Raw genomic sequence first — 25,512 nt, forward strand, 5'->3', positions numbered from 1 at the left:
GGTGCAAAATGTCAGAGCAACTCAAACCTTTATCACTTATTTATAATAAAAAATCAGGTTTTCATGCCGCAAATAAAGATGAAGTGTATGAACAGTTGGTAGCAGATCTGAGTACCGCGGGTTTTGAAATACAGTCATTTGAGTTAAGTGAGTGCATGAACTTTGATCAGATGATGCAAGAGATTTTACTACGCCATCGTCAAGCAGAAAATGTAGGGGTCATTGTTGCTGCAGGTGGCGATGGTACTTTAAATGCTGTTGCATCTAAATTGATGGGAACGGATATTCCCATGGGGATCTTGCCGCTAGGTACCTTTAACTATGTTGCGCGAGTGCTGAATATTCCGTTGGACCTATTAGATGCAGCCAAAGCCATTAGTGAAGGGCAGCCACGTTCTGTACATGTGGCACAGTTGAATCAACATATATATCTGAACAATGCCAGTTTAGGGCTTTATCCTTTATTTATTCAAAAAAGAGAACAGTTTAATAAGCATTTTGGACGTTTTCCATTGCATGCGTATACTTCGGCATTGGATGTTCTCATCCGCGACCGAAAAGAGTTAAAACTTGAAGTAGAAGTCGATGGACAGCGCTATCCAGTGAAAACGCCATTGATTTTCTTTGGCAATAATCAACTTCAACTGGCTGAAATGAAACTACGTATTGCCGAGGCGGCGGAAGCAGGCAAAGTGGCGGGCGTGGTAGTAGCAAAAAGTGATAAGCGGACTTTGTTCAAGACCTTATGGCAGCTGATTAAAGGCAATTTAGATCAGGCTTCCGATGTCTATAGCTTTGCAGCAGATGAAGTGATTGTTCATTCAAAGCGTAATAAGCTTACGGTTGCGGTAGATGGAGAAATTGTCACGATGACACCACCGCTGAAAATTACAGTACGTAAGCATGCGCTGAATATCATGGTTCCCGCATGATTTTACATTTGTCAGATTTACACTTTGGGACCGAACGCGAAGCCTGTTTACAGGCCATTCGTCAGTTATGTGAGGAACATTCTTTTGAAGCAGTGGTGGTCAGTGGGGACTTGACCCAACGTGCGCGGTTTATTCAGTTTTATGCTTGTCGGCAGTTTTTAGACAGTTTAAAGCTGCCGTATTTGGTGGTGCCGGGGAATCATGATATTCCGCTGTACCATGTGTGGAATCGTTTTTTCAGTCCCTTTGCACGTTATCAACTGTTTTTTGGGGGGATGGAAAACACCTTAGAAACTGAACATTTTTATGTCATTGGAGTGAATAGTATTCGTCGGCGTTACCACACGCGAGGGCATATTTCACTGAACCAAATTCAAGAGATTGATCTAAAATTGCAGCAAGCACCTGCGCACAAAATTAAACTGATCGCCGCGCATCAGCCTTTTTATACTCCGCCAGACCATAGTCATGGTGTGAAAGACTGTCCGATGCTTGGTCGTATTGCATTGGAGCAATGGAGCCAACATGGTTTAAATGGACTTTTACATGGGCATTTACACCACGCTGCCGTTTATGATTTGAATCAGATTTATCAACTTGGGGTATCGCATCCAGTGCTGGATATCCATGCTGGAACGGCAACATCTTATCGTTTACATGCGGGTTTGCCCAATAGCCTGAATATTATTTTGCCGAATGCCGATGTACAACATTTGAGCTTTAACGCTGCAACCAATCGCTTCGAGTTGATGCAGCAAAGTATGTCAGATTGAATTGAGTGTCTGAACTTTGATGAGGTTTGCTTAAAAAGAGCACAAAAATATAAAAATATTTTGTGTTTGCCCTTGAAGCGTTTTATTCCATCCCCACAAAAGTGTCATATCAAAATTTTGTTGATGACCTAGGAATAAGAAGTCATCTTCACATCGTAAACAATGGCATTTTGAAAATGTCTATGGAGCTAGAAATGAGCAAAATTCGTCCTTTACATGACAACGTTGTGATTCGCCGCGTAGAAAAGGAAACTAAAACTGCGGGCGGTTTAATTTTGAGTACTTCTGCTGCTGAACAGCCAGCTCAAGGTGAAATTATTGCAGTAGGTAATGGCAAAATTACAGACAATGGCATTCGTGCTTTAGATGTAAAAGTGGGCGACAATGTACTGTTTGGTGCATATGCAGGCACTAAAGTTAAAGTTGAAGGCGAAGAACTTCTTGTGATGAAAGAGTCTGATATTTTAGCGGTTCTTGAAGGTTAATTCAGAACGTTCATTTGCTGTTTAAGCAATACAATTGATTAAAATTTAAGAATATTTGGAGTTTAGTATGTCAGCTAAAGACGTAAAATTTGGTGATTCAGCTCGTTCTAAAATGATTGCAGGCGTAAACGTGCTTGCAGATGCTGTAAAAGTAACTTTAGGTCCTAAAGGCCGTAATGTTGTGATCGACCGTTCTTTCGGTGCGCCGCACATCACTAAAGATGGTGTAACGGTTGCGAAAGAAATTTCTCTAAAAGACAAATTTGAGAACATGGGCGCTCAATTGGTTCGTGAAGTATCTTCTAAAACCAATGACATCGCTGGTGACGGTACAACAACTGCAACTGTACTAGCTCAAGCAATTTTAAATGAAGGCATCAAGTCTGTAACAGCGGGCATGAACCCAATGGACTTGAAACGCGGTATTGATCTGGCTGTTAAAGCATTGGTTGCTGAAATTAAAGCAACAGCAAAACCTGCTTCTGATACTAAAGCGATTGAACAAGTCGGTTCAATCTCTGCAAACTCTGACGAAACTGTAGGTAAACTCATTGCACAAGCAATGGAACGCGTAGGTAAAGAAGGCGTGATTACCGTTGAAGAAGGTTCAGGCTTTGAAGATGCTTTGGACGTTGTTGAAGGTATGCAGTTTGACCGTGGTTATATCAGCCCATACTTTGCAAACAAACAAGACACATTAACGGCTGAACTTGAAAATCCGTTCATCTTGCTTGTTGACAAAAAAATCAGCAACATCCGTGAATTAATTACTGTACTTGAAGCTGTAGCTAAAACAGGTAAACCACTTTTAATCATCGCTGAAGATGTTGAAGGTGAGGCCTTAGCTACACTTGTTGTTAACAACATGCGCGGAATTATCAAAGTATGTGCGGTTAAAGCACCTGGTTTTGGTGACCGTCGTAAAGCAATGCTTCAAGATATCGCAATCTTGACTGGCGCGACTGTAATTTCTGAAGAAGTAGGCATGACTTTAGAACAAGCTTCTCTTCAAGACTTAGGTACTGCGCACAAAATCACTGTGTCTAAAGAGAATACTGTGATTGTTGACGGTGCTGGTGATGCAGCTCAAATTGCTGAACGTGTTACGCAAATCCGCGCGCAAATTGAAGAATCATCTTCTGAATACGATAAAGAAAAACTTCAAGAACGTGTTGCTAAATTAGCAGGCGGTGTGGCTGTGATCAAAATTGGTGCAGCGACTGAAGTTGAAATGAAAGAGAAGAAAGACCGTGTGGACGATGCGCTTCATGCAACACGTGCTGCTGTTGAAGAAGGTGTGGTTGCTGGTGGTGGTGTTGCACTGGTACGTGCTGCAGCTGCACTTGACGGTGTAAATGGTGCGAATGACGACCAAAACGTAGGTATTAACATTTTACGTCGTGCGATTGAAGCGCCACTTCGTCAAATCGTTGCCAATGCGGGTGATGAGCCTTCAGTTGTGATCAATGCTGTGAAAAATGGTGAAGGTAACTTCGGTTATAACGCTGCTACTTCTGAGTATGGTGACATGCTAGAAATGGGTATTCTTGACCCTGCGAAAGTAACGCGTTCTGCACTTGAGCATGCTGCATCTGTAGCTGGTTTAATGTTGACAACTGAATGTATGATTACTGACGTTCCAGAAGATAAGCCTGCAATGCCTGATATGGGCGGCATGGGTGGTATGGGCGGAATGATGTAATCTGCTAGTATTTGGTTTATGTTATTGTAATTTAATACAATTAAAACCAAATTGATTAAAATTACTCACAGTGTTACTCACATCTGAGTTTGTTACAAAAAAGGTCACAAATTTTATTTGTGGCCTTTTTAAATTTTATAGCTCTATGCTTAGTTTCTTTTTAAAGAAGTTATAGTACTGTAGAGGAATTTGAATATTGGATGAATTGAGATATTGAAAAAATACGCCTGAAAAAAAACAGGCGCTTATAGTTATAGAGCAAGGCCATTTTACTTTGGTGTAAGAATAGAATTTTCGTCATGAATAATACAGGAAAGGACATAGCTATTAAGCCAATAGTTCTTGCGACCATCTTTTACAGGTCTTTTTACACGACCAGTATTAATTCGATCATATAGTTCTTTTTCAGAGATATTCATTCTCAAAGCAAATTCAGCAGTAGATACGCGTCGTTCAGTGTTAGTCAGGTTTATAGATACACCCATAAAAATCATCTCCATTAAAAATTGGTTGTAAGAGATAAACTCTTAAAATAAAGATTATCAAATTAATAAAAAAAAAGATGAGAAAAGTTTAAAAAAACAAAAAAAGGTTTATTTTTTAATTTATTATATCAGTAAAATAATCTTAAGTTTATTTAGATGGTAATTTGTAAAATGTGTAATTCTGTTTTGTAAAGTGATTTATTAAAAAATATTATTATAAAATAAGAGAATTGAATTTTTAGAAACGCACACTGCTAAGCCGACCTTAATTTAGGTCGGCTATTAACGTTTGCTACTTTTTCTGTTAATTTTTAATGGTTACTCATCATAGATTTTAAATGGGTTGTTTAAATTGAGAGAAATTGCGTTCTTTTTATTGTTGAATTCTCTGCCGATATCAGAGATATTAAATTCACTTAACTCTGTATCTGAGAATACTTCTTTATTGAAGTAATCCTGCATTAGATGAAGTTTTATGATCTTAAATAATAGATCGAGTGGATCATCATCAATATTATTTAATTTAAGTAGCGACAGTAATGTCCCGCCAATAAAGAATTTTTGATGATTCTCTCTATTTCTCTTTTTAATGTTTTGTTGCTTGTCTAAAGCATCATCCGTGTCCAAGATGTTTTGATGAATTTTTATTTTCATGTTTTCTGGTAATTTTGACATATAATTGTCTAACATTTTCTCCGCTAAAAAATAATGTTCAAGCACTGGAGGAACATCTTCTCCGAAATAACTATAATCTAAAATATCGCGTTCTATTTTTGTGATCGAGTTTGGATCTTTTTTAAATATAAAAAGAAGTTCATTATCATACCTCTTTCTTCTTTTTGTATATAGATATGTTTTTCTGATTAATTGCTTTTCTTTTTCATTAAAGTCTTCTAAATCTTTGCGTTCGATTAATTGAATGACATCATAATGTGTTTTTTCGAAAGCGGGATTATTCATTGCAAAATATTCTATTGAATAAATGTGATCTTGTGTTGTTAATGCTGTACGACTCATCTTGATATTTTCTCACTAAAAAATAAAAAATGTATATCACATGTCAATTTTAAAACTTGAGAAAAGTTTAAATATTCAAAAAAGTTCTGCTTTTTTTTCTACTCGCTGCTATTCACTTTTAGTTTGCTGTTAGTTTGGACTGTTAGTGATGAGAGATAAAAATCATTTTTTGCGAATGCAAAAAAATGATTTTTATCTCGTCTCCGTGTTCATTTCAATTCGCTTTCAGCGAATCAAAATGAACCCTACGTCTCGCCCTGCGGAGCACTTTTAGTTTCTTAAGTTATTGTATTTAGATGATATTATTTATTGGATATTCGAAAAAGCACTTGAGGTGGCTAAAAATCACCCAAACGTCTGTTACACGTTAAAAATTGGGGCTGTTACATGTTTTTTTGCTTAAAGTTTGTTCGGTGTTACACGTTAAAATTTCTGTTGTTACACGTTAAAACTGGGGGGTGTTACACGTTAAAAGTACGTACATTGATGATGCTGATATATTTTCTATAAAAAAATTGCATTATTTTTCATTTTCTGCATCAAACGAATAAAATTTTTGAATAATTTTATATGCTCCATTTTCTTTATTTGAAATTGGATTTGTATATGTATTATTTTGATTTACGTCATAATGTCAAAGAACTAAAAATTCAGCATAAAAATTTGCGTAGAGACAAATTTAGACATTCTTCAGAACTCGGTTATCACTACATTACGCGAACATTATATTTTTCAACGCATAAACAAGATATTGAAGAGCTTGAATATACAGCATCCGCCAATATGCCAGCATGGGCAGCTGATAGCCCCGAAGTATTTTGGAATGCAGCAGATCAATATGAAAGTATGAATGGTCGAACATCTACGCATATTACCGTTGCTTTGCCGAAAGAACTCAATTATATGCAGCGCATAGAGTTATCAAATCAACTGATATATGAATTCTGCGGTCAATATCAGATGCCATATAGTTTTGCAATTCATAATCATGTTTCAACCCTCGATGGGCGTTATGAACAACCGCATTTGCATTTATTATATTCTGAACGAAGTATTTATGATGGCATTGAACGAACACCAGAACTGTATTTTCAAAGACACTGTCCAAAAAATCCTGAGAGAGGCGGTGCCAAGAAACTAACAGCAGATGTAATTGGGCTAGGTCGTCATCAAATTAATCATTATCGAAAAATCACAGAAAATGTCATAAATAAATTTTTAAAAGAATATGCGCCAGTTAAAGAAGTGGAGATCTACGGAATTAAGTTCCAAGTCGAAAATAAAGTCTCATGTTTATCTAATGAAGATTATAACCTGAAAAATGGAACCAATTTAAAAGATGTTCCGCAAATACCTCGACATTATTTACATAGTAAAGATCCGGATATTCAAGAAAAAATTAAAATGATTAGACAAACAGTTAAAGAGATTCGAGAAGCGAATTTATATGAATTGCATCAAGCCGAGTATCAGCTTGAATTGTCCAGAAGAAATCAGTATCAATATGAAAATAATGATATTGCTCAGAAGCCTAAATCCAATGATTTCGACTTTTGATTTATTTTGATTGTCTGGCTGAGTCATAAGCAAGTTTTGATTATAGATGTGATCAACTTGCTCACTTGATTAAATAGCTGTCGATTTGCAATTGCTCAAGTGGATGCCATTGATAGCGATCTTGGCCTGAAAAATGCTGTTTGATATAGGCAATATGTCGAATCACGTGTTTCTGCTGTTTGAGTAAATGCTGAATGCGCTGATCGGCATAATGAATATCAACGCGCTGCTGCAACAGCGCTTGATAAAAATGACGATAATCAGGGTTCATATTTTTCAAAATTTCATGTGATGCAATTGGAGAGCGTGGCTGACTCAATCCTTGTGCCGTCGTATTTCCAGAAATGACAATTTTCGGTTGTACGGAACTTTTCGCTGGTCTTAAGGACTGTGTGGGTGTATCTGTCTGAGTTTTGAGAGTGTGAAACGCGTGTTGAATTGACTGCGTTAGCGTTTCAGCTTGGGTGTCTTTAACTGGATTTGTCATTTGCACCGACGATTGCGGTTGAGCTTGAGTTTCAGTATTTGGCTGGATCAGTTGCTTTAACTTTCGATAGTTAATTGAATAAAAGTTGGTTTGGAGCCATTTATTTTTGGAGAGCTTTTTAATCACTAAAATCTCTGCCTGTTTTAATTTAGCGACGATCCGTTTGATTGTGGAGATACTATAGATTCCCAGTGTTTGTTGCCATTGTTCATAGCTATGAAACCAATACTTTTTTCCTTTGTGGACTTGAGCATCATTTTTTTCTAAGCAGTAATGCAGCTTTTGCAAGAAAGTCGCGGCTGCGACGCCATACGCTTTTGCAAGCGTAGGCGAAGCAATTAAAGGGTAGTCCGAGGGAGCCAGCAGAATATGCTGATTATGCTTGGACATAACGTGCTCCCAAAAGACGTTCAGCACGTTCAATCAGGTTTTGACGTTGATGGGTGCGGAATGCCCAGAGCGAAGGGGTATAATTATTTTGATTCAGTTTTGCGACTTCAGCGATTTGTTCATCATTCATCTGGCGCATGCATTGACGAATAATTTGATGCGCATGCTCAAGCTCACTCAGCAAGGAGTCTGCAGTATCGAGTGCTTGATAAAGATGGGTTAAGCTTTGACGTTGGGGATTTGAAATGGTCTTGCCAAGTTCAACAATCAGTTGAGAGGCTTGTTTTTTAGATGTGCAAGTGTATGCACCATGAAATTTAGCGTTCATAGTCGTTTCCTTGTAGATAAGCTTAAACACTTACCAACATCACTTTCCTACGGTGATGGTGGCAGCTCGACAGGAGTAGGAAATACCGCTCTACAAGTCACGGCCAGCACAAGGCTGTCCTGTCAAGCCGCCATAACGACTGCTAAAACAGTAGACAAAAAAATAGCCGCATAAGCGACATCTTTTTGCGCTTGTAGATATTATCAGGTTTCCTACGCCTGAACACAGATTTTGCTGTGTCCTATAAGCTTATCTGCGTATCCCGTGAACTGTCAACGCTGTATTTGATTATTTTTACAAAACGCAACATTTCATTAATTCATTGATTAAGCTTTAGTTATTGGGGAAGTCTGACGGCTAGAGCTACCTATGATGAAGAGAAGTGTTTCGTTTGATACGGCAGGGCTTTTCTTCAGATCCACTTAAAAAAGTGAATGTTTGGTGAAGATCTATTCAATCATTTTATTCATTTATTTTATTACAGAAGAACAGTTCATTTTAGACCGATCCATAGCATCAAAATGAGCCCATCGATGGTTTTAATTTGAGCTTATGGGTGAAATCAACAACTTAACTGAATTTATTCAAGCCGATCATGTGAATTTTATCGTATCGCGAAATTGACTAAAGCGCTGGATAAATCTAATATGAGCTCGCTGGCCTACATTGCCAGTCGGTTTTAGCAGACCGATTCATCTAGCACATGAGGTTTATATTTTTGGATATAAACTGAATGTGGGAATCTTCACGTCCCCCTTTTTTTCTATGGTAGGACGGAAGGGGGACACTTTCGAGTGTGCTGATTCCTAGATGATCAGTCTGCTAACCCCTTTTCGTTCTGCCACCATTATTTAGCAGTAATTTGGTAGAACTTCTATTACATCTAGGAGCTTCTCATGCTGTATCCATCTTTTCTTTATTGTGCCTCCGCACTCGTGCAACCTTGTTGTGTCTTTCAACAGGGCATATAGCACTGATTTTAATTTTTAAGCTGTATTAAAAAAACATTTTTACACGAACAATCTCTAAGGTGGATGGCTCAATCACGCCTATAAAAAAATACTTATTTTTATATCCCCTTGTGATTGTCAATTGCATTGAACATGCGGGGAACAATGATGTCTGAATTCACTCAACCAAAAATCATTCCAATCGAAAATCGCCCACCAAAATCTAAAGTCTTTGTGAAGTGCATTGTGGCGCCGATCGTCATCTTTTTAATTATGGCCAAAGTCTTTTCCTTTGGCTGGTTTGGCTCTCTATTCTTTGGCATCTGGCTGTTGTGGTTTGTGATCACTTATTACTTCTATGAATATGGCAATACCTACTTTGCAGGTATGACGGAGCAACTGAGCCGCCAAGGTGAACAGTTTAATTATCACAATCGTGGGGTCTGGATTAACAGTCAGGATAAAACCATCATCCTGTTTGATGAACCTGAACAGCGTTTAGTGAAATACCCATTTGACTATATTACTTCGGTCGGTCACTTCAACTTAGTTGAAGACAAAATCTCTTATTCCAGCACAGTCACCAGCAATCCGATGACAGGAACACATATTCGCCATCACGAACATCGCAGTCCAGTCAAAAGAGAATACCAAGTCAATATTGGAACACGCGACCCATTCAAGCCGCATTACCGCCTCAAAGTGTTATTTCCTTGGCGTAGCCCCAAAATGGCCAGTGAAATTCGTCAACTGCTGTCAGCTGATCATTACCAATAAAAACCAAGAATAAGAGGGGGTAATAAACGTATGAAATATTCAAAAACGGGGATGGCATCTATCAGAACCAGCACCTTGATGCTGGCCATCAGTATGGCTGTAGTGGGATGTGGCGGTGGTGGTTCAGGCGGAAATACTGGTTCCAATAGTGGTGGAACAGATGGGGCAAACGATGGTGGTACTTCACCTCAGCCTGTCACGTGTTCTGAAACGCAATATCTACAAGAAGGGATCTGTAAAAACAAGGCAGCACAACGCTTTGAACCCTTACAGATTCCTCGCTTTCTCAAAGGTCAGTCCTATCAGTTAAACCTGAAGACGGATCACGATCTGGCCCTCAGTTTTAAGAGTGAAAGTCCGAATATTTGTGACTTCGAACAAGGCGAGTTAAAAGCCTTAGATTTGGGCAAATGTAGTTTAAAACTGACACAGGCGGGAACCTCACAGCTTCTGCCTGTGAATAGCACGATGGTGGTGGATGTCATTGAGAATGATGCAGAGGAGCACAAAGATCTGAATGCCTGTCAGGCCGGGAGACCCAGTGAGGCGGAGCGGCAGCTGTTTATCAATACACTGAATGAGATTCGTGCCTTACATAATCTGCCGAAAGTTCGCTATGACCAAGTCTATGAAGACCAGATGATGCAAGCCTCCATGCTGTTGGCGGTGAATGAAAAGACTTCACACTATCCGGATCGAACGTGGCGCTGTTTTAGTGATATTGGCTATCAGGGTGCTTCGACATCGAACTTGAACTTTATTCAAGCCTATCAACCTTTAGCCAGCTACGGTGCAGATACCCATCTGATCAATTGGTTGATTGAAAAAAACTCGAGCAGCATTGGACATCGACGTCATATCTTGAGTCCATTCCTGAGCAAAACTGCCTATGGCGAAGTCTCCAATACTGAGGCTAAAAGCGTATCGAGCATTTTAGGTGCTGCCATGAAAGTGGTCTATCCCTATGCATCGCAAACCTTAAGCACCACGATGCCGAAAGGGGTGATTGCCTATCCGTATCATGCCTATCCAAAGAAATTCTTTTCAAAAACTGAACCTTTATCCCTGTCGATTTTAGTCAATCCACAAAATGCCTATGCCAACAATACGGTGGATTTTTCTCAGGCGAAGCTAACCGTGACGAGACGAGACAATCAGCGAGTTCAAGCGATCAGCAACATCCAGTATGACAATATCAGCTATGGTCTAGTCGCCAATAATCTGCAATTTCATTTTAGCGCAATGGAATACAACGTGATCTATGACGTTCAGGTACAGAATGTACTAGTGGATGGAAAAGCTGAGGACTATACCTACTGGTTTAAGGTTGATGATCAGTCCGGTGAACAACGCTCATCAGGAGAACAACGCTCAGCAGGAGAACCATCCAATGACATTTAAGCTGAGACCATTTTTACTCGCCAGCACTTCATTATTTGCATTGCAGACTGCGGTAGCTCAACCTGTTTCTACCGCCAATGCATTGACTGTGCAGCCAGTGACTTTAGAGCAAGGATTAAACTGTTTGGATTGGGCCAAGCAAGAACAGACTTTTAGCAATCAACTGGCCACGGGCGATTGGACGTATACCGCAGCCTCTAAGCTAACGACTCTGCAACAACAATTTAAGCAGCAATACACCAAGCAAAAATCAAGCGTTGTGGATGATCCAGACGATGAAAACTACTGTGAGGATTGTCCTGAAATAGAAGTCTATTTGCCCAAAGATAAACGCAATCCGATTCAACGGATTGAAAGCTTGATGCAGGTCAGTGTGGCTGGGGCAAGTACCTCGATTTATCGTAATGATGATATGGCCCAAACCAAAGAAAAAATTGAAGCGGGTTTAAAGATTCAGTTCAGTTCCTATAGTGGACAGCAATATCAACGCTTTAAACAGCAGTGGGATCAAGCCTCAGCGCATGACAATGAGAAACGTACCAAGACCCAGCAGGTCTTTCAACAGTATCCGCATTTAAAAGTGTTTAACGGAGAGGTCTTTCAAAACGGAAAGCGTTACAGCCCTAAACAGATTTACATCTATACCCAGCGCTATAAACGGGATGTTTCTGATCTAACCGACATGATTGCCTATATCAGTCTGTATGACCATCCAATAGATCCATCACTGCACATTTTACAGTGTGGCTTTATTGACAATATGTCTTAAACCGCTTCAACTGAATAAAGAAAGAGTAACGTCATGAAAAAAATATTTTTAGCGGGTTTATGTCTCAGTCTTTCAAGCTTGGCCTGTGCGGGCGCCAAAGAAAGCCTGATCGGAAAACGTCTGGTGATGGACATCCCTGAGGTCCAATGTGCCGACTTGTCCTTCTCCAAAAATGGGAAAGAAGCGGCGATGTATGCAGAACTGGGGCAGTGTCAGGACCCAATGCCACTTAGGGTCAGATGGTTGAATGACAAGACCTTTATCTTAATTGAAAAAGTACGCCTCAATGAGACCTCTCCGCCACGTAGCTTCTTATACAAAGTCAAAAGTATCAATCAGGATTATGTACAGCTAACAGAAATCTGGACCGGGTGGGGAGACTCAAAAGACGACACACTGGGTTATTATTTTAGATAAGACCATTAAAACAATGAACCAACAAGGCCCTTGCTGAGGCAGGGGCTTTTCAAACAAGAAATGAATGATTCAATCAGTATTTATAGGAATTCGATCATGAGGTGTAGTCCTGTGTTTTATCCAGCAAAATTTGAAAAAGAAGGGCAAGCTTACAACGTCTCTTTTCGTGATATTCCAGAAGCAATGACTTGTGGTGACAATTTCGAGGATGCGCTACAGATGGCCAAAGATGCGCTGTTTACCAGTGTGGAGTTTTATCGTGAAGAGGGTCGGAGTTTACCTCCACCCAGTGAATGCCAAGAGGGTGAGATCCTGATTGCTTTGGTTCAGACACTGACATAAATCTCAGATGCATCAAAAGTGAGGAGATCAAGATGGAAAGAAAAGAACACAAAGATCTAGAACAACACAAAGACCTAGAACAACCCACAGATGTTTTATGTGACGTTTGTCAGGAGTCTACTCAACTGAACTATGCTGTCCTGTCTGCCAATTGGGGTAAGGAATCCAAGCATGATGGAGAAGAGTATGAACTGCATTTATGTGAGGCATGTTTCTTCGCGACTCTCGCAACGTTAAAAAGAGAACATCGGGTGAAGCAGATGTTTAATGAGGATTTTAATGAGTCTGCATTAGAAAAGTTTGGTCTGAAATAAGTAGATCAAGATGACGGATTGTGCCTATGGATGACAATATTAAAAGACTTTTAGTAGAAGCTGAATTGAAAAACTTAGCAGCAGGCTCCGTGTTTTCTGTTCAAGATATCAGTGTTGCTCTTTCTAAGAAGCAGCTATTAAGCTCTTTATGTGCCTATTTGGAGCAGGGGAAGGTCAGTCTGGTTGTACCCAATATTTACTATAAAGTTAAATTCTCAAATCTTTTTAATCCGCCGAGAGCCTTACCCCCTGATCTCTCCAAAGTGTTAGCCGCGTTAACTCGATTAACCGGTGAGACGTTTCAATATGATGGAGGCTATTGTGCCCATCGTTTAGGGTTAAGTACTCAAGTGCCTCTATATCATGTCTTACATACAAATGGCCGTTCAAGGCGATTCAAACTGGCTGGTGTAGATGTGGTACTGAATCACACGGATGATCAGCGGCTCCTCCAATACCCTTTACAAAAAGTAGGTATGGCGATCTCAGCTCTGTATTATTTAGGACCAAATGTTGTGGATGATAAGATCATCAAAGCGATCAAAGATCAGTTGTCACTTGAGGAGTATGAAAAGTTACTTTCAGCCGATTTGCCGAAATAGCCTATTCCTGTGTAAGCCTACGAACTATTCCTATTTGCACCCTACCTGTCATTCTTGTTCCAATTAGGCGATCAAGAATTAAATTACATAGTTAAATTGATATTGCATGCTTGAAATATGGTCAAATTATAGGGCAAATATGATGCAATTCTTACCATATAGTATGAGGTCTTAGATATGAAGGGATTAACTTTTATTGATGGTGCGACTGTTTCTACGACGGATGTTCGCAAATCTTGGAGTAAAATTGTTCAAGCTGTCAAAGATAGCCATAAACCTGTTTTTGTTTGCATGAACAATACGCCCGAAGCTGTTATTCTAAGCTTTGAAGAATTTCAAAACATGCAGGAAATCGTTGAAGCTGCTCGACGTGAACAGCTAGGACAACAGATGGTTTGTGATCTGTTGGATATTGCTCAGTTAACTGGTCAGCCGATCAAACCTATGCTTTTGAACAAAAAAGGTGTGTTTGAAGAAGCAGAAGGGCAATAAGCAGGGCTGTTAGTGATATTTATGGGATTTTCGTAAGATTCGATTCAGATGCCCTTGAAGGGAAAGAGTGTCATACAGTTGAAATTGGTAAAACTAATTTAACAGTTGTACTTTTAGATTCGATTATAAGCCAGTACAAAGCAATAAAAAATGAGTTATCACCTGAAAAATATGCAAAGTTACTTTCAGCCGATTTGCCGAAATGGATCAAAAGGTTGACGAGTGATTATGAAAATTGGACTGCTACCTGCATTAGGCTCTAAATCTCTTGCTTCAGCATTTAATGCTAAGAATGTTTTGAATTCCTCATATTTTTCCTGAGTCCAATAAACAAGACAGTATTTAGTAAATAATGGGTCTCACATATTGTATACATTGATTTTAGCTATACTACCTTGCAGTAGTTTATCTCATACTACTTGGTGATATTTTTTCATACTAAATTTTAATTCACAGGGTTAAAGACGATGTACTATTTCGCAGAGGATCCCTTCTAGGTAATGTTACCTAGGAGGAACAATGAAAAAACTAAAACATCAATACAAGCAATCAATACAAAGTACTCGACACGATTATCTTTGGAAGGTTTACCCTAATGTCAGAAGTGCTATATTTAAGAATTTTAGTACTCAGCAAGAGCGTAGCTTTTATTTTTTGCATCATATTGAATACAAAAGTTATTCGCTTAAAATTCGAGTAGCACGTGGTGCAGGCTTACCTCAAGTTTGGGATGATTTTCCGACTTGCGTTTATAAAGTTGCTAAAAGTTGGAAACATAATTCTAAGAGAGCACATCAGTACTACAAAGAACATGAACAAAAATAAAAAATCGGAGCTATTGATCTGACTCCGTAAATTTGGACGGATTAATTAAGCAGAGTTTAAGGACTGAGTTCTGTACTGTACAGAGCTTAGTCCTCTTAATTTAACCTTGATTCGCTCATGGTTATAATAATGAATATATTCATTCACGGCTTGCTCCAATTCCTCAATTGAATTAAATTTTTGTCCATAAAAGTATTCTGATTTAAGTATCTCATGTATAAGATAATTATGGTCACTTTGAGAGTGGTTTTTAAATTGAAATATAATTATCAAAAAAGAGGATATAATCAACTAAAGTAATATTTTTTTATATAAATTTTATATTTATAATTTATTTATAAATTCTAATGTACTTTAAAGAGAAATGAATGAATAGCCTTTTATATGTTTATGCTATATGTATAATTCTGCTTTTTGTAAAAATGTTTTTTATTTCTGCTTACCAAGGCTACTACAGAATTAAAAATAAAGCTTTTAAAAATAAAGAAGATGCAGGGTTTTTAGGAGTTTCGGCACAAACAATAGAGCTCCCACAAGTTGTTAGAGCTCAGCAGGCTTGGCTGAATGACTTAGAAAACATTCCAGTTTTCTGGGTATTAGGTGGTTTATGTATTTTGTTAAACACAGATTATACTATCACAAAATGGTTATTCATTATTTTTACATTTTCAAGAATCTTTCACACTCTAACATATCTGACTTCTTTACAACCATGGCGGACGATTTCTTATTCAGTGGGAATAATTTGCTTAATTGTTATGGCTATTAAGATCACAATTAATGTGATTATTTTATAATATACTAAAATTTTCTAAGCGAAAATTTTTTGTATTAGCTTAACGACATGAGCTGCATATGTCATTAATTATAACCAGCCATTTTCTATATATTCATTTATGGCGTAAGTTCTATTTTCGAGAGAGTTGTAATAAGTTGCATTGATGATTTTAGAAACTCCTGATGCATAAGATGACTCTCCAAATACTTTACTTTCAAGTACTATTTGGCATAGATCATCTACAATACGTATTTTATGGTAAGCATGACGATGTAAATATTCTTCCTCAATATTAAGCTGACTTTTCTGGTATTCTTGACTTCTTATCGATTTGATTAGGTTTACATCAAAATTCATGGATTCAGCTATAGCTACAGCTGTACCAGGAGTAGATTTTTTGCTTGACTGATGTGATTCCGTGATTTCCACATCATATTCTGAAAATAAATGCCCAGATTTAGCAATCATATTCATGAATTTAAGCATAAGAATATTAGTATTTGGACACATAACTATTGGAAATGATAGTTGCTTACCTTCTAGCACAGATCCAGTCGATAGCTCAATCAATGTTGAATTCGTTTTTTTGCAAAAATTGACTAACTCTGGCAGTTCTCGCCCTGACCCTGCATGAATAATAATTGAACGGATATTTTCTGTCTTATTGTTTCTCCAACTAGTTTTTTTTAAAAGTTCTACTATTTGCATAGACTCTAACAGCTCAGTTGCTAACTTACCTTTTCCAGCAATAATTGCTTGTTTATACATAATATGTAAATCAATTTTTTAAGTTAAAAGTTAATGAAATTATATTCACTTAAGAATAAATCACAAAGTTTTTATATAGTCTTTAAAGCTTTTATTTGGATCATTAAAAAAATATTGATCCATTATCTCGCATTTTTGAACTTGATCTAACCTAAAGTTTCTAAAATCTTGCTTAACTTCACACCATGCAGTTAGTAACCACATCTCATCAAAAAATGTTAAGCCTAATGGTCTGACATTACGTGAAGTTTGCGATTTTTTTAAGTCAACGTAAATTAAGTCAAGATATCGATTCTCTCTTATGGCTTGCCTTATGGTATCAAAATACTTATTTGAGCTAAATGCATCCATTTTATGGGATATAGACTTAAATGGTGAATTTAAAACATAGTGCTTATTGCGACTTTCCATCATCAGAGATATTTTACTAAGCACTCTTAGGGCAGCTTGTGATAGTGATTGGTTTTCTATAATAGAGTGAATTAATTGAAGTCCGATTAATATGCTGTCAATTTCATCATAATCAAAGTGAAAACTAGGTAAAAAATAACCATGCCCAAGCATATAACCAATGCCAGCTTCGCCTTCAATTGGAATGCCAGCTTCTCTTAAATCTAGTATGTCGCGATAAATTGTTCTTACTGAAACTCCGTGACTTTTTGCCAACGTAGACGCTGAAATTGCAGTTCTACGTGTCGTAAGGATATCGATGATGCTAAGTAGTCTTTGAATTTTCATTTAGTAGTAACCACTGTACCTTATTGAATCAAAGTTTATTGAGCTAGTTTAGAAAAGATACTGACAGTTTCTGACAGCAATTAGATTTACATTAAAGCACCTTAAATACATCATAGGAATAGAAATGAAAGAAGGTGCGATTGAAATTGGAATATTTAAGCTTAGAGAGGGGGTTGAGGTGAATGATGCGATGAAAGCATATCAGAAAATGATTAAATTATTTCTTTCAAAACAGTTAGGATGGCAATCTCAATCACTAATTTACTTAGAGGATGGGACCCTGATCGATCTAGCTTGGGCAGAGAATATCGATGTTTCAAAACGTATTTGTAGTTTATGGGAGAGTAGTGAGGAATGCTTAGATTTTTTAAGACTAATTGAGCCGATTAGCATGGAATTTGGACGAGTTCTTTCATTGAACACAAAAAATTTAACATTGTAATAAAGTAAATCTAAGCAAATGCTTGAAAAGTATTTTTAAAAGCTATCTAATCCATAGTTATGGATTAGATAGCTTTATAACTTTAAGTTAAAATTTTGATGATGTGATACAAGTTCAATACAAAATATTTAAACATTAACAGTATATTCTAAGTGAAGTTCATCTGCATTTTTCCCTCTGATTCCCCAGTTCTCTTTTGGTGTCTCAAATATTGTTATTTCAATATCATTAACTTCAATTGCACACAATTTTTCAATATTTTTGAATACACTTTGAGCGAAAGACTTTTTAGCTTCTTTTGTTCTTCCTTCAAACATAGAAACTTCAATGATTAGATAAAGTTCAGAGCGGTCTTTTGGATAAATAAAATTTTCAACCGTTAGAGGTATAAATCGTTGAAATTTTTTATCTTCAGGATATTTCAAATTTACAACTAAAGCTTGATGAATGGCTTTGCTTATATTGTCGCGATGAATTGAAATTGTTTTTTCTAAAGCGTAGATCTTTATTTGTGACATTATTGTCTCAGGTTACTATCATAAATCAAATTTGGAAAGTGCTTCAAGGTGTTCATTGAAACCGCATTCAGCTCCAACAGCATTTACATGGTCGAAGAAGTTATACCAACCGCTGGCTTTGATACCTGCAAGTAGGGCATTGCACATTTCTTGATTTGGGAAGTGCCAAACGGCTAAAAATTGATGATCGCTACTTTGATCAATTTTAGAGTCAATTTGAGTGAGTGTTAACGTTTTAACTCCAGCATCAGATAATTCAGCCATTGCAGCTCCAACATTATTTAAATAATTTTTACGTTCATCAAATGATAAAGCTTTCCAAGCTGAGTTTGGGGTATAAAGTTCGACAAGATAGTGGTTCATGTTTATTCCTTATTGGTGAGGTTGTTTGAGACTTTTTCTAATAATTGGGTCAATTGTTCACGTTCTTGAGAGGAAAGATTGCTAAATAGGCCAGAAATCCAGTGGCTATGTTGGTTAAAAACTTCTTTAGCTATTAACTTTCCTTTTGATGTGAGTTGTATTTTTAAAGCACGACGATCCTCTGTGTCCGCTTGTCTTTCTATTAATCCTTCACGTTCTAGGCCATCAAGCAAGCCCGTTACTGTCGCGCGAGTGATTCCAGCTTGTTCTGCAAGAGTTTTAGGAGCTATTCCTTCTCCAGCTGCTTCAAGTAAAAATAGAAGAATGAATCGTCCTTCAGATAGACCATGAACAGAAAGTTGATTTGCACAATCACGATCTATACTGGAAGCAAGTGAAAGCATCATAAAACAAAGCTGTATTCCGTCGACATCAGGCAAGTTTCTTTTTTGTGCTTCACCTAGTAGAGCTTTGTATTTTTGATCAAGGTTCATTTAATTAGCTTGTATATAGTAAGTTGGCTAACTATATTTAAAAAGACTATAGATTGTCAATGGATTAGATTAGGATCAATTTTCGTGATCGATTAAATGATTACTAAAAAATGAAATTTACAAAAAATGGTTTACAGGCTTATAAACAAATATGAAAACTATCTATGCGTTACTAACTCTAATTGGAGTAGCACTCCCATTTTCACAATTTGCCCGATGGTTGATTGAACATGGATTTAACTTTACGCTTTTTTTTTCGACAAATCATTGAAAGTCCATTAGCCACATTTGCTTGGTTAGATGTTGTGGTAACGGTAATTGTTATTGTATTGATGGTTGTAAATGAAGGGAAAAAGCTGAAAATTAAGAGGCTATGGATCCCTATAGTCGCATCATTTCTAGGTGGAGCCGCTGTAGGACTTCCGTTATTTTTGTATATGAAACAATGTTATATTGATAATAATAATTTAAGGCGACGTTAAGTCAAAGTTTTATCATTTTTGTCAATGATACTACCAAATAAAGGTTTAATTGGACTTCTCTTAAATTAAAGAACGAGGCGTATTGAAATAACTTAGTCAAATTAGGGGCGTTTCATTTAAGCTCTATAGTGTTAAATAAAACATTTAATCTTTCTAAAAATAAAAATTTAATTCTTAACATCCTTAGTACTTTTCCAAAACTCCACACGTCAATGTATTCGAAAAGAAATAACAATGCTTTAAGCAAGGAAAAATTAGGCTTCATCTACATTGGGCAAAACTCTAATTGATCATGAAAATGGTGTTCAGGTACTTATTGCTGCTGTGCATCTTGCTTTTAGGCTGCACAGCGCATTCGATTTCGACAAAGGTGCATGTCACTGTTTGTGTGCAGTGTGTGAGTTAAAAAAGCATACCAGTTGGGGATACATTCAATAAGTGTTTTTCGTGTGAAGAAAAAAACGAGGTAAAATATTTGGGTGAAATTTATACTTATTTTTTTATTGAAGTTCTTTACAAGATCAAAAAAAAGCCTATAATCCACCCCATATTTTAATTTAGTGTGTCATCTTTCACATTATATGGGGCGTTTCATGAAAAAAGTCATTGTTTCGGCGGTTTTAGGTTTTTCTTCTCTTTTTACTTTAGCTCATGCGGCAGGCACTGATTCTACTCAGTTTGAAGTTAAGCTTACAGTAAATGAATCATGTAAGTTTACTGCATTTCAAGACGTGGAGTTTGCTTCTGTTGATCGTTCTACTAAATCTGCAAGTAATGCAAAAGGTCAGTTAAATGTTACTTGTACTTTAAACACACCTTATAAAATTGCTTTAGCAGGTACAGGTGAAATGAGTAACACAAATACCTCTTCAACTAGTAAAGTTCCATATAAATTGTATCAGGACTCTACTCGTACAACTGAGTGGGATTCTGTCAACTTATTATCAAAAACAGGTAATGGTAAAGATCAAGCAATCCCTGTCTATGCTAAATTAGCGGGCAATACTAACGTTGAAGCTGGTACTTATGTGGATACAGTGGTTGCAACTGTAACTTACTAATTGATTAGAGTTGTACGAATAGAGTGACGTAGAATATGAACAAATTGAGACAATTCATTTGTGCTTCTATCGTTTCACTTTATTCGCTCAGCAGTTTGGCAGCCAGTCTACAAGTTGCTCCAATTTCTGTTGCATTCTCCCCGCAGGAAAAAGCCAAAGAAATATGGCTGACCAATACCAGTGAGCGACCTATTCGGGCACAAACTCGCGTGTTGATCTGGTCGCAAATTGCAGGTCAGGATCAAGTAAATACTACACGAGACTTGGTTGCTAGCCCATCGATTACAGAAATTAAAGCGGGTGAGCAACAGCTGATCCGAATTATTCGTATTGCGCCACAAAATACAGCGGTAGAACAGACTTATCGCTTATTGATTGATGAACTGCCAAGTTCAGGACAAGCCGATGCACAAACCGGCTTGCAGTTATTATTACAGTATTCTATTCCAGTTTTTATCAAGCCTACTGATAGTATTGCTATGCGCAATGGTTTAACCCTGTTAAATCAAGTGAATTTTCAATATCAGGCTCAGCAGCTGATTGTGAAGAACAATGCGAAAAGCCATATTCGGATCAGTGAATTAACCTATATCAATCCAAATGGTGAAAGAATACCGTTAATCAATGGCTTAGTAGGCTATGCGCTTGCTGGTCAGAGCATGCGTTGGGATATTCCCGAGTCTAAAAAAATACTTCCAAATGGTAAGTTTGAAGCCAGAATCAATAGTGATGGTTTAGCACAGCTGCTTCCCATTCAATAAGTATTAATGATAAAAAAGTTCGCTTACTGTGGCCCATTATTTCAGGCATTGCTGTGTACGTATTGTTTATCCAGTACTTTGGTTATTGCCAGCGAAACCGTCAGTTTAGAGGATGATGGTATTGAGCAGCAGGAGCTGTATTTAAGTATTGTGTTGAATCAGGCATCTAGATCAACTTTTGGGCACTTTATTCAAACACCGCATGATTTACTGATTTCACGAACGACCCTACAAGAACTGCAATTAAAAGTTGGTGTACCTGATGCTCCTCAGCACGCAGGTTTTATCAGTTTGTCTCAAATTTCTGGTTTGAAATACGATTACAATGCCGCTGCGCAAAGTATCCATCTGGATGTAGCCGTCTCTCTTTTGCAAAACAATACCGTTGCAGGATTTATTCCGATAGAGGCCGCTAAAGTGAATGCCCAACAGATTAAGCCAGGTGTGCTTTTTAATTACGATTTTTATGCCCAAGCGACCGAAGATGCTTGGTCTTTAAGTGGTTGGAATGAGCTACGTCTTTTTGGTTTTGGGGCAGGCAGTGTTTTGAGTATTTCTGCCAACCATGCTTACACTAAGTCGAAGATATCGGAAGAACTGAATAGCGAGATTCTAGATACTTATTGGCAAAAGGATTTTGCCAATAGGGCGCTGACATTAACATTAGGCGATAGTCAGTCGCGTGCTCTAGATTGGAGTCGTTCGACACGAATTTCAGGCATTAAACTTGCAAAAAACTATAATTTACAGCCGTACCAAGTGACTTCACCGTTAGCCTCATTTAAAGATTCAGTATTATTGCCGTCAACGGTAGATCTATTAATTAATGGTATTCAGCAAAGCAGCAGTGAAGTGCTTCCGGGGCAGTTTAATATTCAGACTGCACCGTCAATTACAGGTGCAGGAACAGCGCAGTTATTAATTACCGATTTGAATGGGCAGCAACGGGTTGTCAATTATTCCTTATTCGGTACTTCACAGTTATTGCAGCAAGGTTTATCCGACTGGGACGTGAGTCTAGGAGTGAATAAACTGAATTATGCAGTCAAGTCATTTAGCTATGGGCATGATCTTTTAATGAATGCCACTTTCCGGCATGGTCTAAGCAATGACACGACTTTGGAAAGCCATACTGAATATTCAAATAATGTGGCTTTAGCAGGATTCGGTATTGTACACCGCTTGCCAAACACTTTAGGGGTGCTGAATGGCTCTTATAGTTATAGCGAATTAAACCAGCAGGCAGGGCAGGCTTTTTCAGCAGGTTATGAGTGGAATAACCGCTTGATCAACTTTTCTATGCATCATCAGCAAAGTGACGGTAATTTTGGTGATTTGGCAAGTGGTTTGGGCTATGCCTATATTGACCGCTCTGATCATGTTTTCTTGGGAGTGAATACGCCTCTTGGTCAATTTGGTAGCAGTTATGCAGCGCAGCAATATCAGGGCATTGATAATGAATATTTGATCTTTAATTGGTCTTATTATTTTCCTTCTAAAAACTATTTTACCTTAAATATGACCCGTGATTTAAATGAAAAAAGTAATACTTTTTTTATGTCATTGAATATTCCATTAGACCGTCAGACCAATGCCGCCATGAATGCCCAAAAAAATACAGAGCGTAATAAAGTGTCGGCAAGCGTGCGTAAAACAGCTTTGCAAAATCAAGCGGATTGGGGCTGGCAAAGCAACATTGAATATAGCGATCCAAGCAATTATAGCTTACAGGGACAGTTGCAGCGGGAAACCTCAGTGGGACAATGGGATCTGGGTTTTCAGAATGCCAAGATTAACGATGAAGATTATAGTACTGTCATTGGGTCAGCACGTGGCAGTCTGGTGATGATGAACCGCAATCTTTTTGCCATGCGTCAATCACTGAACTCATTTGCCGTGGTGTCTACAGAAGGTGTGGCAGATATTCCCGTGCGGCTGGAAAATCGTCTCGTGGGTAAAACCAATCGTAAGGGCTTGTTATTAATCGACTCCCTGAATCCATATCAGCATAATGTGGTCTCTATAGATACGTTGGATTTACCGCTGGAATATAAAATTGAGTCGACACAGATAGATGCAGTCCCCTATAGTGCTAGTGGCGTATATCTGAATTTTCCAGTGTATAAAATGCGTTCGGTACAATGGGCTGCGGTCGACGAGCAGAATCAGCCTTTAAAAATGGGAAGCCGAGTGTGGGTTCAGCAAACTGCACCTCATTTAGAGAATGTTGAACATACGATTGTTGGGCGGGATGGTATGATTTATTTAGAAAATCCAGCTGCGTCAACAGTTTTTGTCGAGCAAATGGGGCGGGTGTGCCGTATGGACTTGCCTGATTTTTCAGCGCAATATGGTTTTCTAGACTTGGGGAATTTAAAGTGCCAATAATGATGAATATTCACCGTGTGCAACGTTCATGGTTGTTACTGGCGTATTGGATTTTTGCCCTAATGCTGCCTTTTGCTCTAATGGGTGTCAGCGCATCTGCTCAAGCATCTGGTTCATGCTGGCTGTCAGGCCCCGCTTTGAATTTCGGTTCGGTATCGGGTAAAGGAAAAACCAGCTACACCAATTGGCAAGTGACTTGTAACCAATATGGCCATACTAAAACGGTCAATGTCGCTTTGTGCCCTTATGCGACCGTGGGTGGTTTAAGCTTATCTAATAACCGTCGGCAAATGGTTTCTTATGGGGCAACACATTCTTACCTCACTTATGACTTGTTTTATGATCCCGCTTTGACCCAGCGAATTGATACGCAAGCCAATTTATCGACATTAAAATGTACCTATAAAACCTTTACCGTGAATGAAAACGAGAAAGTTTTCGATCTACCTATTTATGGTCATGTTTATGCGGGGCAAAATGTTCGAGCAGCAAGTTATGACAACAATAACAATACACAAGTAACTTTGCTGTATGCCTTTAGTCAGGATAAGCAGCCAAGTACAGAAGAGGTATTGGCATCTCAGTCAAGTAATCAAAGCAACAGTTTGAGTGTCACGACAAACTATGAAAACAGCTGTAATCTGATTTCTGCATCCGATTTGAATTTTGGTCAAATGAATGATTTATCTCGGGCAGTGACCAGTTCGACAACGGTCGCGTTGTCCTGTCCTTTGAATACGTCGTGGAAAGTGAATTTAGATCAGGGAATGAACTATGATGGTGTGACGCGTCGTATGCGTAAAGGTACAGACTATATTGCTTATGAATTATATCGCGATGCGCAATACAATCAGCTGTGGAACAATAGCGGTGCATCACAAGGTACGGGTAACAATGGTACACAAACTATTTCTATTTATGGAAAGGCTGGACCAAGTTCAACGGCTGTGCCTGCAGGAGAATATCAAGATACTATTACTGTAATCCTAACCTATTAATAGGTAATGACAGCAGTTACTTTGTCGGTATATTGACCTGCAGGAACATTGGTATTTGCTTGGTTAACTTGTCCCCAAACGGGAATTTTTTGTGTGTTTCCAGTGCCCGTATTGCTGTATGCATTTTGAGTATCTGCACCCCAGAGCGTTGTACGATTGGCATCCTGATAGAGGGTGTAAGGGATTTTAGTGTTATTTAAAGCGACATTCGTCATTTCGCGTTGGCTTTGTAATGCAATACTATAAGGTGTTCCCTGTGTGCAATTGACTGCTAAATGGCTACTCTGATTTGATCCTGTTGAGGCACGATTAATGCTTCCAAAATCAAGATCTGAGCTGTTTGCGGCCGTAATATTACAGGTTTCTTTAATGATAATGCTCACATTAAGCTGAGTCGATTGCTGATTCGCTGCATAAATTAATGCCGATGTACCCGCTAAAATAGAGGTAAAGAGAACACAAAATTGTATTTTCATACATTATCTTTTTTACTTAATTTATCATTAACAATAGGGTACTAATTTTTTATCAAAAAGTATATTAATAACTGCATCCCTATAGGTAAACTATTTGCCTTCTTAGTTGAAGTATGAAATTAGATTTCACATTATGGTTTTTTTCTCAATGAAGTATTTCGCCACAGCATCAAAATGAGGCTCTCTCGTGTCTAGGATAC

The 25,512-nt window shown here is 38.0% G+C and carries 32 protein-coding genes and 1 pseudogene; 22 read left to right on the plus strand and 11 right to left on the minus strand.

Annotated features, from left to right (window positions below):
* Positions 1–8 precede the first annotated feature (8 nt).
* The 4 genes from GVX98_RS12205 to groL all read left to right on the plus strand — a co-directional run bounded on the left by GVX98_RS12205 (position 9) and on the right by groL (position 3,892).
* On the plus strand, positions 9–932 hold the full coding sequence (locus GVX98_RS12205) for a diacylglycerol kinase family protein (RefSeq protein ID WP_159128221.1): 924 nt from the start codon (positions 9–11) through the stop codon (positions 930–932).
* A complete protein-coding gene (locus tag GVX98_RS12210; protein WP_004980967.1) occupies positions 929–1,705 on the plus strand; it encodes a metallophosphoesterase in 777 nt (258 codons plus the stop codon). Before GVX98_RS12205 ends, GVX98_RS12210 begins: the two co-directional genes overlap by 4 nt.
* A 194-nt stretch (positions 1,706–1,899) precedes the next feature.
* The gene (groES, locus tag GVX98_RS12215) at positions 1,900–2,190 is read left to right on the plus strand and encodes a co-chaperone GroES (RefSeq protein WP_004694333.1); all 291 of its coding nucleotides are present in this window, start codon (positions 1,900–1,902) and stop codon (positions 2,188–2,190) included.
* A gap of 67 nt (positions 2,191–2,257) precedes the next feature.
* Positions 2,258–3,892 (plus strand): chaperonin GroEL, encoded by a 1,635-nt coding sequence (groL, locus tag GVX98_RS12220; protein ID WP_004694331.1) that lies wholly within the window; start codon positions 2,258–2,260, stop codon positions 3,890–3,892.
* A 269-nt stretch (positions 3,893–4,161) separates the two neighbouring features.
* Here the strand turns inward: groL and GVX98_RS12225 are convergent, their stop codons facing one another.
* A complete protein-coding gene (locus GVX98_RS12225; RefSeq protein ID WP_159128222.1) occupies positions 4,162–4,377 on the minus strand; it encodes a hypothetical protein in 216 nt (71 codons plus the stop codon).
* Between the two features lie 318 nt (positions 4,378–4,695).
* Positions 4,696–5,394, minus strand: coding sequence for a hypothetical protein (locus GVX98_RS12230; protein WP_094148768.1), 699 nt, complete (start codon positions 5,392–5,394; stop codon positions 4,696–4,698).
* Positions 5,395–6,000: 606 nt separating this feature from the next.
* Here GVX98_RS12230 and GVX98_RS12235 point away from each other — a divergent pair.
* Positions 6,001–6,951: a MobA/MobL family protein gene (locus tag GVX98_RS12235; RefSeq protein ID WP_159128223.1), complete on the plus strand. Its 951-nt coding sequence runs from the start codon at positions 6,001–6,003 to the stop codon at positions 6,949–6,951.
* A 61-nt stretch (positions 6,952–7,012) separates the two neighbouring features.
* Here the strand turns inward: GVX98_RS12235 and GVX98_RS12240 are convergent, their stop codons facing one another.
* Complete coding sequence (locus GVX98_RS12240) at positions 7,013–7,828, minus strand: hypothetical protein (protein WP_159128224.1); 816 nt, start codon at positions 7,826–7,828, stop codon at positions 7,013–7,015.
* Positions 7,815–8,156, minus strand: a complete 342-nt coding sequence (locus GVX98_RS12245) for a hypothetical protein (RefSeq protein WP_159128225.1) — start codon at positions 8,154–8,156, stop codon at positions 7,815–7,817. Before GVX98_RS12245 ends, GVX98_RS12240 begins: the two co-directional genes overlap by 14 nt.
* A gap of 1,118 nt (positions 8,157–9,274) precedes the next feature.
* Between GVX98_RS12245 and GVX98_RS12250 the strand changes: the two genes are divergently transcribed.
* The 9 genes from GVX98_RS12250 (at position 9,275) to GVX98_RS12290 (ending at position 15,045) form a co-directional block, all read left to right on the plus strand.
* On the plus strand, positions 9,275–9,883 hold the full coding sequence (locus GVX98_RS12250) for a hypothetical protein (RefSeq protein WP_159128226.1): 609 nt from the start codon (positions 9,275–9,277) through the stop codon (positions 9,881–9,883).
* A 30-nt stretch (positions 9,884–9,913) separates the two neighbouring features.
* The gene (locus tag GVX98_RS12255; protein ID WP_159128227.1) at positions 9,914–11,284 is read left to right on the plus strand and encodes a CAP domain-containing protein; all 1,371 of its coding nucleotides are present in this window, start codon (positions 9,914–9,916) and stop codon (positions 11,282–11,284) included.
* Positions 11,274–12,053, plus strand: coding sequence for a hypothetical protein (locus GVX98_RS12260; protein WP_159128228.1), 780 nt, complete (start codon positions 11,274–11,276; stop codon positions 12,051–12,053). The genes GVX98_RS12255 and GVX98_RS12260 overlap by 11 nt, the downstream gene beginning before the upstream one ends.
* A gap of 33 nt (positions 12,054–12,086) precedes the next feature.
* The gene (locus GVX98_RS12265; RefSeq protein WP_159128229.1) at positions 12,087–12,470 is read left to right on the plus strand and encodes a hypothetical protein; all 384 of its coding nucleotides are present in this window, start codon (positions 12,087–12,089) and stop codon (positions 12,468–12,470) included.
* 96 nt (positions 12,471–12,566) lie between these two features.
* On the plus strand, positions 12,567–12,812 hold the full coding sequence (locus GVX98_RS12270; protein ID WP_159128230.1) for a type II toxin-antitoxin system HicB family antitoxin: 246 nt from the start codon (positions 12,567–12,569) through the stop codon (positions 12,810–12,812).
* 32 nt (positions 12,813–12,844) lie between these two features.
* Positions 12,845–13,126 carry a hypothetical protein gene (locus tag GVX98_RS12275; protein ID WP_159128231.1) on the plus strand — a complete coding sequence of 94 codons (282 nt, stop codon included), beginning with the start codon at positions 12,845–12,847 and terminating at the stop codon, positions 13,124–13,126.
* Positions 13,127–13,152: 26 nt separating this feature from the next.
* On the plus strand, positions 13,153–13,728 hold the full coding sequence (locus GVX98_RS12280) for a DUF6088 family protein (protein ID WP_159128232.1): 576 nt from the start codon (positions 13,153–13,155) through the stop codon (positions 13,726–13,728).
* A gap of 177 nt (positions 13,729–13,905) precedes the next feature.
* Entirely contained in the window at positions 13,906–14,220 is a 315-nt protein-coding gene (locus tag GVX98_RS12285) for a type II toxin-antitoxin system Phd/YefM family antitoxin (protein WP_159128233.1), read from the plus strand.
* Between the two features lie 519 nt (positions 14,221–14,739).
* On the plus strand, positions 14,740–15,045 hold the full coding sequence (locus GVX98_RS12290; RefSeq protein ID WP_159128234.1) for a hypothetical protein: 306 nt from the start codon (positions 14,740–14,742) through the stop codon (positions 15,043–15,045).
* 45 nt (positions 15,046–15,090) lie between these two features.
* On the opposite strand, the pseudogene GVX98_RS12295 reads toward GVX98_RS12290, so the two are convergent.
* Positions 15,091–15,252, minus strand: a pseudogene (locus GVX98_RS12295) (IS3 family transposase); the annotation flags it as partial.
* A 161-nt stretch (positions 15,253–15,413) separates the two neighbouring features.
* On the opposite strand from GVX98_RS12295, the gene GVX98_RS12300 reads away from it, so the two are divergent.
* Positions 15,414–15,842, plus strand: a complete 429-nt coding sequence (locus GVX98_RS12300) for an MAPEG family protein (protein WP_159128235.1) — start codon at positions 15,414–15,416, stop codon at positions 15,840–15,842.
* 68 nt (positions 15,843–15,910) lie between these two features.
* On the opposite strand, the gene GVX98_RS12305 is transcribed toward GVX98_RS12300, so the two are convergent.
* A complete protein-coding gene (locus GVX98_RS12305; RefSeq protein ID WP_159128236.1) occupies positions 15,911–16,591 on the minus strand; it encodes a dihydrodipicolinate reductase C-terminal domain-containing protein in 681 nt (226 codons plus the stop codon).
* Positions 16,592–16,651: 60 nt separating this feature from the next.
* Positions 16,652–17,329: a YafY family protein gene (locus GVX98_RS12310; protein WP_159128237.1), complete on the minus strand. Its 678-nt coding sequence runs from the start codon at positions 17,327–17,329 to the stop codon at positions 16,652–16,654.
* A 124-nt stretch (positions 17,330–17,453) separates the two neighbouring features.
* On the opposite strand from GVX98_RS12310, the gene GVX98_RS12315 reads away from it, so the two are divergent.
* Positions 17,454–17,771, plus strand: coding sequence for a hypothetical protein (locus tag GVX98_RS12315; RefSeq protein WP_159128238.1), 318 nt, complete (start codon positions 17,454–17,456; stop codon positions 17,769–17,771).
* A 128-nt stretch (positions 17,772–17,899) separates the two neighbouring features.
* Here GVX98_RS12315 and GVX98_RS12320 read toward each other — a convergent pair whose 3' ends face one another.
* The 3 genes from GVX98_RS12320 to GVX98_RS12330 are packed head-to-tail and all read right to left on the minus strand — an operon-like array spanning position 17,900 to position 19,146.
* On the minus strand, positions 17,900–18,289 hold the full coding sequence (locus GVX98_RS12320; RefSeq protein WP_159128239.1) for a tautomerase family protein: 390 nt from the start codon (positions 18,287–18,289) through the stop codon (positions 17,900–17,902).
* An 18-nt stretch (positions 18,290–18,307) separates the two neighbouring features.
* Positions 18,308–18,652, minus strand: a complete 345-nt coding sequence (locus GVX98_RS12325; RefSeq protein ID WP_159128240.1) for a DUF6616 family protein — start codon at positions 18,650–18,652, stop codon at positions 18,308–18,310.
* 2 nt (positions 18,653–18,654) lie between these two features.
* The gene (locus GVX98_RS12330; protein WP_159128241.1) at positions 18,655–19,146 is read right to left on the minus strand and encodes a MarR family winged helix-turn-helix transcriptional regulator; all 492 of its coding nucleotides are present in this window, start codon (positions 19,144–19,146) and stop codon (positions 18,655–18,657) included.
* A gap of 151 nt (positions 19,147–19,297) precedes the next feature.
* Here GVX98_RS12330 and GVX98_RS17000 point away from each other — a divergent pair, with 151 nt between their 5' ends.
* The 6 genes from GVX98_RS17000 (at position 19,298) to GVX98_RS12355 (ending at position 24,836) form a co-directional block, all read left to right on the plus strand.
* The gene (locus tag GVX98_RS17000; protein WP_267313056.1) at positions 19,298–19,417 is read left to right on the plus strand and encodes a DUF2834 domain-containing protein; all 120 of its coding nucleotides are present in this window, start codon (positions 19,298–19,300) and stop codon (positions 19,415–19,417) included.
* The gene (locus tag GVX98_RS12335) at positions 19,377–19,628 is read left to right on the plus strand and encodes a DUF2834 domain-containing protein (protein WP_267313057.1); all 252 of its coding nucleotides are present in this window, start codon (positions 19,377–19,379) and stop codon (positions 19,626–19,628) included. Before GVX98_RS17000 ends, GVX98_RS12335 begins: the two co-directional genes overlap by 41 nt.
* A gap of 593 nt (positions 19,629–20,221) precedes the next feature.
* On the plus strand, positions 20,222–20,689 hold the full coding sequence (locus tag GVX98_RS12340; protein WP_228716294.1) for a spore coat U domain-containing protein: 468 nt from the start codon (positions 20,222–20,224) through the stop codon (positions 20,687–20,689).
* Between the two features lie 35 nt (positions 20,690–20,724).
* Entirely contained in the window at positions 20,725–21,450 is a 726-nt protein-coding gene (locus GVX98_RS12345; protein WP_159128243.1) for a molecular chaperone, read from the plus strand.
* A 6-nt stretch (positions 21,451–21,456) separates the two neighbouring features.
* Positions 21,457–23,838: a fimbria/pilus outer membrane usher protein gene (locus GVX98_RS12350; RefSeq protein WP_159128244.1), complete on the plus strand. Its 2,382-nt coding sequence runs from the start codon at positions 21,457–21,459 to the stop codon at positions 23,836–23,838.
* Positions 23,838–24,836 (plus strand): spore coat U domain-containing protein, encoded by a 999-nt coding sequence (locus tag GVX98_RS12355; protein WP_159128245.1) that lies wholly within the window; start codon positions 23,838–23,840, stop codon positions 24,834–24,836. Before GVX98_RS12350 ends, GVX98_RS12355 begins: the two co-directional genes overlap by 1 nt.
* On the opposite strand, the gene GVX98_RS12360 is transcribed toward GVX98_RS12355, so the two are convergent.
* Complete coding sequence (locus tag GVX98_RS12360) at positions 24,833–25,312, minus strand: spore coat U domain-containing protein (RefSeq protein ID WP_159128246.1); 480 nt, start codon at positions 25,310–25,312, stop codon at positions 24,833–24,835. The two genes, GVX98_RS12355 and GVX98_RS12360, sit on opposite strands and share 4 nt — an antisense overlap.
* Between the last annotated feature and the right edge of the window lie 200 nt (positions 25,313–25,512).

The sequence above is a fragment of the Acinetobacter sp. 8I-beige genome, from assembly GCF_902505955.1.
Lineage (GTDB): Bacteria > Pseudomonadota > Gammaproteobacteria > Pseudomonadales > Moraxellaceae > Acinetobacter > Acinetobacter johnsonii.